Source organism: Woeseia sp. D3-10 (genome assembly GCF_055809415.1).
This window is the reverse complement of record NZ_JBVVTW010000007.1, coordinates 3,728,907-3,742,008: the sequence shown is the minus strand read 5'-3', so window position 1 is coordinate 3,742,008 and position 13,102 is coordinate 3,728,907. Positions and strand designations below refer to the sequence as shown.

Genomic DNA, 13,102 nt, shown 5'->3' with positions numbered 1-13,102 from the left:
TTCCGGCGCAGATACCCGCTCAGGCGACTCGGATGCCATGCTGATACTGAATAATCTCTTCACGCAGATAGCGCTCTCGCTGGATACTGAGAGTGCTGCCAGACTCGTCCAGCAACTCACCTTGCAGCGACTTTGTAAGAGCGCGCGCGCCTTCCATCATCATGTCGAACGCTTCAGCACCGTCCAGCGGTCCTGGCAGTACCATGAACAAACTGATTCCTGGAAGTTTTTGTTCTTTCAGATTGGCTAAATCGAAACTGCCAGGTTCGACGAGGCTCGCGGCACTGTAGACCACCCGGTTCTCGTCATCACCAACGTAACGATGGAAAATACCGAATCGGCCGTGGCGCATACCGACAGCGCGCATGCCAAGAGCAAGTTCGTCACCGGCAAACGCCGTCGCCTGGCGACCCGCCACCAAACGCAGTGTGACGATTTTCTCACGAGGCTTCGCTACAGCGTCCGGCGACTCGCCCGGCTCCATTTCCGAATCTAGGTTCGATTCCTCATCGTCAGCGTCGAGCTCATCTGAAAACTCGTCGACCTCAAGCAGCGGCTCAGCGTCGCCATCCGCTCCAGCAGCGTCTCCGAGAGAGGGCTCTAGCCGCGACGATGGCTCAGGTCTGCTCGCACGACTGGCCTCGCGCCGGCTGTACCAATAAACAGCGGCAACAACCAGAAGACCAACTACTAACAGTAACCAACGAAGCCCATCCATACAGATACTCGTTCGTGTTCAAATTTAACTGGCCGCCATTTTGACAGCTTCGTCCAGATCCACAGAAACCATTCTGGAAACGCCAGGCTCCTGCATTGTGACGCCGGTCAACTGGCGAGCCAGCTCCATGGTCACTTTGTTATGCGTGATAAAAACAAACTGCACCTTCTCAGACATCTCTCGAACGATGTCGCAAAAGCGAGTTACGTTGGCATCATCAAGTGGCGCGTCGACCTCGTCAAGCATACAGAACGGCGCAGGATTCAATTCGAAAATTGCGAACACAAGCGCCACAGCCGTCAGTGCTTTTTCACCGCCCGACAGCAGATGGATCGTGCTGTTGCGTTTACCTGGCGGCCGCGCCATGACTGTCACACCGGTCGATAGTAAATCATCGCCGGTTAATTCCATGTACGCGTGTCCGCCACCAAACAGGCGCGGAAACAGGCGCTTGAAACCGCTGTCGATCCGTTCGAACGTTTCACGAAAACGTGTGCGCGTTTCCCGGTCAATTTTGCGTATCGCGCCTTCAAGTGTATCGAGTGCATCCGTCAAGTCTTTCAACTGGGAATCCAGATACTCTTTGCGTTCCGACTGTTCCTTGAACTCGTCGATGGCTGCCAGGTTGATAGGCCCCAGACGTTCTATCCGCCGACGAACCTTTTCAAGCTTTTCTTCCCAGCCATTCGGTTCAGCCGCAGGATCCATCTCAGCCAGCAGTGGCTCAAGCTCGTGTTTGGTTTGCGCGAATTGCTCCGAAATACCTTCCCGACGCACCCTGACTTCCTGTGCTGCCATCTTGGACTCGCCAACCTGGGTCCGGGCGTCTTCCACGTTCTGATCGATCTGCATGCGCTTCTGATCAAGTTCACGCAGTTCGCTTTCGGAATTCTCTACGAGCTTGCGCGCCGCCGACAGCGATGACTCAATAGTCACACGGACTTCGAGCAACCCTTCCAGCTCTTTCTTCTTATCGCTGAGTGGCTCCTCGCCCTGCTCCAGCTGCTGGCGGATCTCCTGCTCGCGGTGCCGGAACTGTTCAAGCTGTTTCTGCATGCGTTCCAGACCTTGAGCAGCAGACTCTTTACTGGAACGGCGGCTTTCAAACTGAATAGCCATATCCTGGGCAACCCGACGATCCTGGTCGGCCTGAGCACGAACCCGGTCGAGCTCGGCTCGCAACTCTTCGCGTCGAGATTCCAGCGCTGCCCGCTCTTCCTCTAGTTCGCTTAAGGTCGCATCGGCCGTTGAAAAGCGCTGGCGCGATTCAGCCAGCTGCTCATTCGCCGCACGCTTTTCTACTTCAAGTTCTCGTTGCTCTTCCGCAATAGCAGCGGCGCGCGCCGTCGCTTGATCCATCCGGTATCTGGCAGAGTCTAGACTGGATTTGGTTTCCGAATACTCGCTCATGCCCACTGACGCTTGCCGTTGCGACGATTCGCGATTCTCTTCAAGTTGAGTAAGACGGGTGCGACCATCTGTCAGCAGGTTCTTAGCACTCTCAGCACGTGCCCGTAACTCCTGCACTTCGTCCTTGAGCTTCCGCATTTGCTGTTCGCGGGCAAGAATGCCAGCTTGCTGATCTTTGTCCCGACTTACTCGCAGCCAATGTTGGCTCAACCAGATACCGTCTTTCGTAATCACCGACTCGTCGGCTGCAAGCTGCGATTGCAGTACCATTGCATCGTTCAATGTTTCTGCTGTTTTCACAGAGTTGAGCAAACTCTGTAATGCAGCGGGCGCCTTGCTGACCTTCGACGCCAGTGAATCAGCGTTATGGGTCGCCTGCGCGTAGTCGTTCGCGGTTCGCGCGAGCAAAGTTACCGTGCCATTTTTCAACTGGCCGATATTTTGAATAGCCTGAGTTACGTCGTTGACGCAAACGGCTTGCAGGTAGTCGCCCAGTACGGTCTCAGCTGCACGCTCCCAACCACTTTCTACATCGATAGATCGCGCTACGCGCTCGTTCTGATCAAGGCCACTGGCTTCGAGCCAACCTTTGACGGTTTCGTCACTTTGCCCCAAAGCGGCTTTCTGTACAGCTTCAAGTGACGCGTACCGCGACTGCGCCTCTTGCAATGCTGCATTCCGTTCGTCCGCAAGCCTGGCAAGTTTTCCATCTTGCTCACGCAGCTTTCGAATCTCATCTGCGAGCTCCGCCACTTTACGAGCGAACTCGTCCCGGGCCTGGCGCTTCTGAATTTCCTGAGCCGTCAGTTGTTCGAACAGGTTCTTGAGCTCACCCAAATTAGCAGCCTGACCGGCTTCGCCCAGTTTACGCAAACGATCGCTAAAGCTCTGGAGCCGTGACTCTATTTGTTCGATACGTGTCTTTTCGACATTGCGAACCTGCTCGGACTCGTTCGCCTTGCCGGAGTATTCATTCCAGCGCTCTTGCCACGCTGCCAGTGCCTGCTCCGCTTTCTGCAGAGACTGTCCTGACAACTGCTCGCTCTCGCGCGCCTGCTTCAGGCCTGGCATTAACTCACTGAGGGTGTGTTCCAGCTGCTCAATTTCTGTTTGGTCCTGATTGATGTGCGTGGCGATTTCCGTCGCACCCTTGACCGCCTGCTCAAGATCACGTGACTGGCGTTCGCGGAGGTCATGCGCATGTTCAATAGTCTGTTCGAGACGCGCAATTTCAGAACCGGCTTTGTAAAAACGCGCCTGCACTTCATTGAAAGAATCGCTACGTTCGCCTTGCTGAGCGCGGCAACGTTCCAGCTCTGCTTCAAGCTTCCGTTGTTCTGCAATTGCTCCTTGCAATGCCGTTTCTTTCTCGGCTAGACGTGCTTCGGACTCACTCGCTATCTGGTCGAGATCACGCAGTCGCAGTGCAAGCAACTCGGCGACAGTACGGCGCTCTTCGTTCTTGAGCTTGCCGTAACGCTCTGCGGTCTTTGCCTGCCGATCAAGGTGCTTGAGCTGTTTTTCAACTTCTTCAAGCAGATCCATCAAGCGATCAAGGTTTTCTTTGGTGTGCTTGATCCGGTTCGATGTTTCCCGGCGACGCTCCTTGTACTTGGAGATTCCAGCCGCCTCTTCAATGAACACGCGCATTTCTTCGGGCTTGGCTTCAATCAAGCGCGAAATCATGCCCTGCTCAATAATCGAGTAACTTCGTGGTCCGAGCCCTGTTCCCAGGAAGACGCCCGTGATGTCCTTGCGCCGACAGCGAGTCCCGTTCAGGTAGTAATTCGACACCCCATCCCGTGAAACCTCACGACGAATACCAATTTCCGCGTAGTTCGCGTACTGCCCTTCGAGGGTCGTCTCGGTATTGTCGAACAACAGCTCAACCGACGCAGCGCCGATAGGCTTGCGTGAACTGGAACCATTGAAAATTACATCGGTAAGTGAATCGCCACGAAGGCGGCTCGCCGAGCTTTCTCCCATAACCCATCGCACAGCATCAATCACATTGGATTTGCCGCATCCGTTCGGACCAACAACCCCTACGAGATTGCTCGGAAACGGAATGGTGGTGGGATCTACAAAAGACTTGAAGCCGGCGAGCTTAATCTTGCTTAATCGCATCTGCTGGAATTACGCCAATTAGCCCGTCAAATCCGGCTAGTGTAATGTAATTGGTCAGATAAAACGATTGTCGTCGACAGACGACATGCCGCGCACTGAACAAAATTATCGGCCGGTCGCAGCCGCAGCGAAACGCGTTAAATTGCAACTAACGCAACCACTTGCGCACGATATTGCTCCCGACCCGTAGGGCAACCGTCGAAAGGCAGAAAATGCCTGCGTTTAGTGCTTCCATGTTGCCTCAAGCGATGTATAATTCCGCGTTTTTCTTGAACCAGCAGGAGCAAAAAATGCCCGCAAAAAAGACCGCGAGCAAGACGCGTAAGAAGGCTGGAACCTCCCGAAAGAAGGCAACTTCGAAGAAAGCTGTTGCGCGTAAAAAACCTGCAGGTAAAAAGACGAAAGTGACCAAGAAGAAAACCGCAGCCAAAAAGTCGGCGAAGAAAAAGCCGGCTGCCAGCAAGAAAAAAGTAGCCAAGAAGGTGGCCAAGAAAGTCACGAAGAAAGTCGCGAAGAAAGCGGCGAAAAAGAAACCCGCGACCAAAAAACGTCCGGCCGCCAAGAAGGCGACCGCGAAAAAAACCAGCAAAAAGAAGGCGAAAGCCGCAAAAAAGGCGAGCAAAAAGAAATTGGCCAGCATGAAAGCCGCGACGAAAGTCAGCAAGAAAAAAGCAGCACCCCCGGCAGCTAAGAAGAAATCGTCCGCCAGCGCGGCACCGAAAAAGGCGGCCAAGAAAGTTGTGGCCCGTGCGGTGCCAAGAAAAGGTGGCGACGTGATGTCTGGGCCCATACACGGCATTCAGCCTTACCAGTCCTCGCGTGGCGAAGACTATATGAGCACCGAACAATTGGAGCATTTCCGCGACATTCTGCAGTCATGGAAACGTGAATTGATGAATGAAGTGGATCGTACGCTGCACCACATGCAGGACGAGGCGGCCAATTTTCCCGACCCCAATGATCGCGCAACCCAGGAATCCGAGTTCGGCCTGGAATTGCGGACCCGCGACCGGGAGCGCAAATTGCTGCGCAAGATCAACTCCGCGCTCGCTCGAATAGACGAAGGCACCTACGGTTATTGCGAGGAAACCGGCGAAGAGATAGGCCTCAAGCGCCTGGAAGCTCGCCCTGTCGCAACCCTTTGCCTGGAAGCACAGGAACGCCGCGAAATGGCCGAACGCCAATTTCGCGATCGGGATGACCGATACCGGTAAAACCATGTTTCCGGCTGCTGCCCGCTAGTGCAGTGGAAACCTGGAGCAACGCATGAATGAAGCGGCCCGCTATGTGGGCCGCTTCGCGCCCTCACCGAGTGGCCCCCTGCATTTCGGTTCCTTACTTGCCGCTTGCGCGAGCTATCTGCAAGCGCTCTGCGCGAACGGCCAATGGCTCCTGCGCATTGAGAACATTGATCCCCCGCGCGAACAACCCGGCGCGTGCCAGCGCATAGTCTCAGCCCTAGAACTCTATGGATTTCAATGGGATGGACCGGTTATCTACCAAAGCACAAGAACCCTTGACCACGAAGACGCTGCCGCCGCTCTGGTCGCGGGTGCGCAAGCCTATCGTTGCGGCTGTTCACGGCGCGACCTCCAGGATGCCGCTGTCGGCCCACTCGGCCCCATATACCCAGGCACTTGCCGTACCGGCACAACTGCCGGTGAGTGCGCGATTCGCGTACAAACCCACAATGAGCCAATTTGCTTTACGGATCTGTTGCAGGGCCAGCATTGCCAATCCCTGGAGACCGAATCGGGTGATTTCATCATACGGCGGCGCGACGGACTGATCGCCTACCACCTGGCCGTGGTCGCGGATGACGCCACCGACGGCGTAACGGAGGTGGTTCGTGGCATCGATTTACTGGATTCGACTCCCCGGCATATTCATTTGCAACAGCTTCTGAGACTGCCTACACCCCGGTATATGCATATACCCGTGATCGAGAACGAAGAAGGCCAGAAACTCAGCAAACTGACGGGTGCACCGCCATTGCCTGAAACCGATCCGCGACCCGTGTTGGTAGCGGCGCTGGCAGCCCTGCAACTGCCTGTGCTCGACGATCTGGCAGCCAGTTCGATCGCGGACATCTGGGAGTGGGCACGCGCAAACTGGCAGCCAGCAAAGCTGGCCGGACAACGCCAAATACTGAGCTCGCCCCCCCCTATGGCTGGCCCGTGAAATGGGCTATGGTAACGTTCTGCAAGTTCTCGGCTGCGCGACAATGCGCAGGACCCGCCGTTCCCAGACAACACTGACCCGATCGCAACCAGCGACGCTAGACCTGCGGACCGTATTCAATCAGACGAGTACCCAATGACTGCCGCCCGAATCATTAAGAAATACCCGAATAGACGCCTGTACGACACAGAGGAGAGCCGCTATATAACGCTGGCCGATATCCGTGACCTGGTCCTCAAGAAGATTGAATTCACCGTGATCGACAAGAAGAGCGGTGATGACATTACCCGCACGATCTTGTTGCAAGTCATCAGTGAACAGGAACAACAGGGCGACGCCATCATGAGTCGCGATTTCCTCTCGCAGGTCATCCGCTCCTACGGCAATGTAATGCCGGGGTTCATGGCACGCTACCTCGAACAAAGCATGAAGCTCGTTATGAGCCAACAGCAAAACATACGGGGCCAGGTCAAAAAGGTGGTGGGAGTTGATCCGGTGACGGCGGTTACTGATCTGGCGCAAAAGAACTTCAACCGCTGGAAATCGTTGCAAGACGAGGTCTTTCGACGTTTCACCGGTTCAAATCGAGGCGGCGATGACGACGACAACGAACAGGGCGACGACCGCAAGAAAGCGGGTTGATCCGACCGCAAAAGACCGGCCATCAGGCTTGACAGGAACCCGCCTAATGACCTACTTTGTGCGATGCAGCAGGGTTCTGCTCCCCCGCCCCCTGTTGCATGCCTGAAGGAGCGCAAGCTCTACGGCTGGCCCCCCGCAGCACGCGGGGGGCCATTTTTTTGCCCCACCGATACGCCGGAAGTCCCTCATCTCGCCCGATTTGTCCATGGAATCCCGAATAACAAAGAGTGCTTTTGTGCCTGCTCGCTGGCTGCGCAATCGTCACCTGCAAACCATGTTTCCCATCCTTCCCTGGGTCAACGGGCCGCGGATAACGCTCGCGCACGAGTCGCTTGAGCTGCCAGATGGCGATATTACGTCCGTTGACTGGCTGACAAACGATCAGGCGCACGATGACAGTCCACTACTGGTCATACTGCACGGACTGGAAGGATCCGCCGCATCGCCCTACTGCCGACACCTGTTGCGCGCTGCCGCGGCGCGGAACTGGAACGCTGTAGTGCTGCATTTTCGCGATTGCGGTGATTTTCGTAACCGCTTGCCGCGCCGCTATCACGCAGGGGAAACCGACGACCTGCGATACTTTCTCGACCTCCTCAGGCGTCGAGGCTTTTCAGGCCCCTTGCTTGCATCGGGCTACTCACTCGGCGCCAATGTCTTGCTGAAATACCTTGGCGAAGCTGGCGACACCTCGCCGCTGCTCGCCGCCACGGCTGTCTCGGCGCCGCTGAATTTGCACATTTCCGCTGCAACCCTGCAGGTGGGTTTTGCGAGAATCTACCAGTCATACCTGTTGAAACGGGCGAAACGGTCCGTGTTCCGGAAATTTAACGCCCATACCGCCCCGTTCAATTGGACCCGTGCCGTCGAAGCACGGACGTTCGCCGAATTCGATGACGCTGTCACCGCCCCACTACACGGTTTTTCCGGGAAGGATGACTATTACGATCGTTGCAGCGCCAGCCACTTCCTCCATAGCATCGACAGGCCAACACTGCTAATCAACGCTCTTGACGATCCGTTCATGACGCCCGACATCATTCCGGCAGCAGAACAGCTCGGAGAGCACGTAACGCTTGAGATCAGCGCACGAGGCGGTCACGTAGGCTTCATCGCAGGCGGTACGCCCTGGCGCCCGAGATACTTTCTGCCTGATCGGATCTTGAATTTCTTCGACTCGATCATAGCCGGGTAGTTGACAGTTCCTTAAGATCGTCGTTTGTAGTGTGCTAGTTATCCCCGGCAACCGATTCCGGGGTCGGACAAATGACACTGTATCGAGCTCATGGACAAACTGACAATCACCACAGAACACTTAAAGATCGGCCTCTATGTCGTGGATCTCGACCGCCCGTGGCTGGAAACACCGTTTCTGTTTCAAGGTTTTAAAATCGCTGACGATGACGATATCGTCGAGTTACAAAAACACTGCAAAACCGTCATCGTTGACGTAGAGCAATCGGACCTCCCTCCGCAGGAAATTCTGCGGCTCGCAAATCTCAACAAAAAACCAGAGCCCAAGGTTGAACCTCCTCCTCGCCCGATCCCCAAGAAATCTGTAGCGGACATACCAGAGCCCGATTTCAGTAAGACGGGCAAGTACTACGTCAACACCGAGGAACTCGGAAAAGAACTCGTCCGTGCGCAGGAGATTGAGAAGCGAGCATCGCACGCAATCAATAGTGTCATCGATGGCGTTCGCAATGGTGGCCAGCTAGACGTCCCGCAACTGGAGCAAGCGGTTGACCCTCTCGTTGATAGCGTCCTGCGCAACAGTGATGCCATGGCCTGGTTGATGCGAATACGGGAGAAGGACGAGTACGTCTACCAACATTCCATCGGCAGTTCCGTCTGGGCTGTCGTCTTTGGCCGCCACCTCGGTTTCAACAAAGAAACCCTGAATGCCGTCGGCCTCGGCGGCATGTTGCTGGATATCGGTAAGACCCAACTACCCATAGAACTATTGCGAAAACCCGGCAAGCTCAACGAAAAAGAAACCGAGCTAATGCGCAAACATGTCGAGTTTGGCCTGGAGATTCTGCGCGATGCCGGCAAGAACGACGCCAGAGTCGAAATAATGCTGGCCACGCACCACGAGCGCTTCGATGGCAGCGGCTACCCGAACCAGCTAAAAGGCACAATCATCCCGGTACTCGGAAGAGTCGCCGGCATCGTTGATTGCTACGATGCCATGGTTTCCAAACGCCCCTACGCGGAAACACAGTCTACGTTTGATGCCATGCGCCAACTGCAAATGATGGCGAAAGGCCAGTTTCAGAAAGAAATGGTCGATCAGTTTGTGCAGGCCGTAGGCATGTTCCCAACGGGTAGCCTCGTCGAGCTCAATACAGGCGAAGTCGCTGTCGTTACCGCACAAAATAATTACCAAAGATTACGACCCGAAGTCATGATTATTCTTGATCGGGACAAGCAACTTTGCGATGACTTCAAGACCGTTGACTTGCGCATGAACACAAACGATGAACTTGGCAAGGAAACGATGTGGATTGATCGCGGTCTGGAACCAGGATCATTCGGAATTGACCCCGCCGAGTACTTTCTCTGAGGTCTGGCCTCCTGCAATGATGAATATGACCGCACAATCGCTGTCGGCGTTCGAATCACTGGCACAGCATCTCGAAGAATGCCTCGAGAATGAAGAACAGATCGTCGCAGTCATCATGCTGGAAGTCTCCAACCTCTCGCGCATTGACGCGCGATTCGGCCGCAGCCACCGCAATGATGTTCTTAATGAACTCTCACGGCGCCTCAATGAATCATTGCGGCCAGTCGATTTTTCCATACAGATTGGCGACAACACCTTCGCCGTTGTAGTTCCTGGACTCAAGAACAAAGGCCACGCAACTCTAGCTTGCCGAAAGCTGATGCGCGTTGCGGCACCGGAAACACCGGAACCCGAGCGAGACAAGGGTACGCTAGAAGTACGCATAGGGATGGCCTTGTATCCTGAACATTCTTTTCGTAGCAATGAGTTGTTGCAACGCGCTCAGCTTGCGTTGGAAGTGGCCAAGGATACTCAGCAAGACCTCGTGTCATATGACACCGAAAAAGTCGGCAATATCGCCGTTAGTTGGGAAATGCGGGACGATCTCGCTGAAGCAATTCACGAAAGCGAATTGCAGGTTTTTTTCCAGCCGAAACTTAACTTGCTGACCGACAATGCATGGGGTGCCGAAGCACTGGTTCGGTGGTTTTCAGCAACGCGCGGCCCTGTCAGCCCCGAGACCTTTATCGCTGTGGCAGAAGAATCCGATCTGATACAACCGTTGACCCGACTCGTTCTCAATTCAGCAATGCGCAGCCTGATGATGTGGCAAAGGGATGGTCACGACATTGGCGTCGCCGTGAATTTGCCAGCTTGCATGCTGCTCGATAGCAGCCTGGTGAACATGGTCGAAAGCCTGCTGTCTATTTGGGACGTTGAAGCAAGCCGGCTTACCCTGGAACTGACCGAAGGCGCGATCATGGCAGATGTCGACAAGTGCTTTGCTACGATGTCGAGCCTCAAAGCCCTCGGCGCAAGAATCTCTATTGACGACTTCGGCACGGGCTACTCGTCATTCTCCTATTTTAAAACCATCCCTGCGGATGAGTTGAAGATTGACCGGGCATTCGTCGCCGGGATGGTGGAGGACAAGGCCGATCAGCACATTGTCGAAACGATCATCGGCCTGGCACATCGTTTCAACATGAAAGTGGTTGCCGAAGGCATCGAAGACGAAGCCACTATCCAGATGCTAAAAAAACTCGGCTGCGACGTCGGCCAGGGCTATCACATAGCCCGGCCGATGCCGGAGAACGAGTTTGACGCCTGGCTGGACGCCAGGCGCTACTTACAGCCTGAAATCTGATCAGGCGGCGTCGACGTCCTTCATGGACAGTCTGACACGACCTTGACGATCAACTTCGAGTACCTTCACCCTAACTTCATCGCCTTCAGCCAGCTTGTCGCTAACCTTCTCAACCCGCTCGTTTGAAATCTGCGAGATGTGAACAAGGCCATCTTTGCCTGGCAGAATGGTCACGAACGCACCGAAATCCATCAAGCGCGCAACCTTGCCTTCATAGATACGGCCTACTTCGACGTCGGCTGTAATCAGGTCAACCCGGCGTTTTGCTTCCTTGCCAGACAAACCGTCTACTGAGGCAATACGAACCGTTCCGTCATTTTCAATATCGATCGTCGCGCCAGTCTCTTCCGTGATGGCACGAATAACCGCACCACCCTTACCGATAACTTCACGAATTTTCTCGGGATCAATTTTGAAAGTCATGATGGTCGGCGCCCACTCGGACATATCCTCGCGCGGTGCACTAATGACTTTCGCCATTTCCGCAAGAATGTGCAGACGCGCGTCACGTGCCTGCTCCAGAGCCTTACTCATGATCTCGCGAGTGATACCCTGAATCTTGATATCCATCTGCAAAGCGGTGATGCCGTCGTCGGTACCCGCCACCTTGAAATCCATGTCGCCGAGGTGATCTTCGTCGCCCAGGATATCGGTCAGGACCGCGAAATCATCGCCTTCCTTGACGAGTCCCATTGCAACACCCGCTACCGGCGCCGCGATAGGAACGCCTGCGTCCATCAGCGCAAGACTTGAGCCGCACACAGAGGCCATGGAGCTGGAACCGTTCGATTCGGTGATCTCTGAAACCACGCGCAATACGTACGGAAAGGCTTCCATTGTCGGCATAACAGCCTGAATACCGCGTCGTGCCAGTTTGCCGTGGCCGATTTCGCGTCGCTTCGGCGAACCGACGAAACCGGTCTCGCCTACGCAGAATGGAGGGAAGTTGTAGTGGAACATGAACGGCTCTTTGCGCTCGCCGCCAATGGAGTCAATGATCTGTGCGTCACGTCCGGTGCCGAGCGTCGTAACAACCAACGCCTGTGTTTCACCACGTGTAAAGACAGCTGAACCATGAGCACGCGGCAATACACCAACTTCAACGTCGATGGGTCGAACTGTCTTCGTATCACGTCCATCAATTCGCGGTTCGCCAGCAATGACACGTTTACGAACGATGTTCTTTTCGAGTTTCTTCAGCGCGCCGGACACTTCCTCGCTGCTATAACGGGGTGCATCACCAGACGCAAGTGCTTCCAAAGCCGCCGTTTTCGTGTCACCGACCGCCGACTGACGTTGCATCTTGTCAGTAATGCGGTACGCATCAGCCAGTCCGGCTGAAGCCACTTCAGCAACGGCCGAATCCAGCTCCTGATCAACGGCAGCAGCTTCCCACTCCCATTTCGGCTTGCCAGCTTCAGCGGCAAACTCTTTGATTGCGTTGATGGCAACCTGCATCTGCTCATGGCCGAATACAACAGCGCCCAACATGACTTCCTCGGAAAGCCGTTTGGCCTCCGATTCAACCATCAGGACAGCCTGGTCGGTACCCGCAACGACGAGATCAAGATCAGACTCATTGATTTGGGTCGCACTGGGATTGAGGATGTAGTTGCCGTCTTTGTAGGCCACTTTCGCCGCGCCAATCGGACCTGCGAACGGCATACCTGAAATAGCGAGTGCTGCTGACGCGCCGAGCAGTGCCGGAATATCTGAATCCACTTCAGGGTTCAACGAAACGACGGTCGCGATGACCTGCACTTCGTTAGTGAAGCCCTTCGGGAACAGCGGGCGAATCGGACGATCGATCAGGCGGCAAATGAGGGTTTCTTTCTCGCTCGGCCGACCTTCACGTTTGAAGAACCCGCCCGGAATCTTGCCCGCAGCGTAGGTCTTTTCCTGATAGTTGACCGTCAGTGGGAAGAAGTCACGACCTGGGTCAGCAGTCTTCCGACCTACTGCGGTAACCAGTACTTCGGTATCCGCCATTTTAACCAAGACTGCGCCGTCCGCCTGGCGCGCGATAGCGCCGGTCTCGAGCGTTACTGTGTGTTCCCCAAATTGGAACGATTTGCTGATAGCTTTCACTTAGATTCTCGTATGAATTTAACAGGCAAGACAAAGCCACCCGAACCCATTACAGGATCGCGCG

At 55.0% G+C, this 13,102-nt stretch carries 9 protein-coding genes; 6 read left to right on the top strand and 3 right to left on the bottom strand.

Features of this window, described 5'->3' with window-relative positions:
- Positions 1-19 precede the first annotated feature (19 nt).
- A complete protein-coding gene (locus AC0L8N_RS17110; protein WP_473669365.1) occupies positions 20-718 on the bottom strand; it encodes a cell division protein ZipA in 699 nt (232 codons plus the stop codon).
- 24 nt (positions 719-742) lie between these two features.
- On the bottom strand, positions 743-4,255 hold the full coding sequence (smc, locus tag AC0L8N_RS17105) for a chromosome segregation protein SMC (protein ID WP_473669363.1): 3,513 nt from the start codon (positions 4,253-4,255) through the stop codon (positions 743-745).
- A gap of 161 nt (positions 4,256-4,416) precedes the next feature.
- Between smc and dksA the strand changes: the two genes are divergently transcribed.
- The 6 genes from dksA (at position 4,417) to AC0L8N_RS17075 (ending at position 10,950) form a co-directional block, all read left to right on the top strand.
- Entirely contained in the window at positions 4,417-5,469 is a 1,053-nt protein-coding gene (gene dksA, locus AC0L8N_RS17100) for an RNA polymerase-binding protein DksA (protein ID WP_473669361.1), read from the top strand.
- A 52-nt stretch (positions 5,470-5,521) separates the two neighbouring features.
- Entirely contained in the window at positions 5,522-6,436 is a 915-nt protein-coding gene (gene gluQRS, locus AC0L8N_RS17095; RefSeq protein ID WP_473669359.1) for a tRNA glutamyl-Q(34) synthetase GluQRS, read from the top strand.
- Positions 6,437-6,571: 135 nt separating this feature from the next.
- Entirely contained in the window at positions 6,572-7,078 is a 507-nt protein-coding gene (phaR, locus tag AC0L8N_RS17090; protein ID WP_473669357.1) for a polyhydroxyalkanoate synthesis repressor PhaR, read from the top strand.
- A gap of 235 nt (positions 7,079-7,313) precedes the next feature.
- Positions 7,314-8,273 (top strand): hydrolase, encoded by a 960-nt coding sequence (locus tag AC0L8N_RS17085; RefSeq protein WP_473669355.1) that lies wholly within the window; start codon positions 7,314-7,316, stop codon positions 8,271-8,273.
- A gap of 90 nt (positions 8,274-8,363) precedes the next feature.
- Entirely contained in the window at positions 8,364-9,644 is a 1,281-nt protein-coding gene (locus AC0L8N_RS17080; protein ID WP_473669353.1) for an HD-GYP domain-containing protein, read from the top strand.
- A gap of 25 nt (positions 9,645-9,669) precedes the next feature.
- Positions 9,670-10,950, top strand: a complete 1,281-nt coding sequence (locus tag AC0L8N_RS17075; protein ID WP_473669351.1) for a putative bifunctional diguanylate cyclase/phosphodiesterase — start codon at positions 9,670-9,672, stop codon at positions 10,948-10,950.
- On the opposite strand, the gene pnp is transcribed toward AC0L8N_RS17075, so the two are convergent.
- Positions 10,951-13,038 carry a polyribonucleotide nucleotidyltransferase gene (pnp, locus tag AC0L8N_RS17070; RefSeq protein WP_473669349.1) on the bottom strand — a complete coding sequence of 696 codons (2,088 nt, stop codon included), beginning with the start codon at positions 13,036-13,038 and terminating at the stop codon, positions 10,951-10,953. It abuts the gene before it with no gap.
- Positions 13,039-13,102 lie beyond the last annotated feature (64 nt).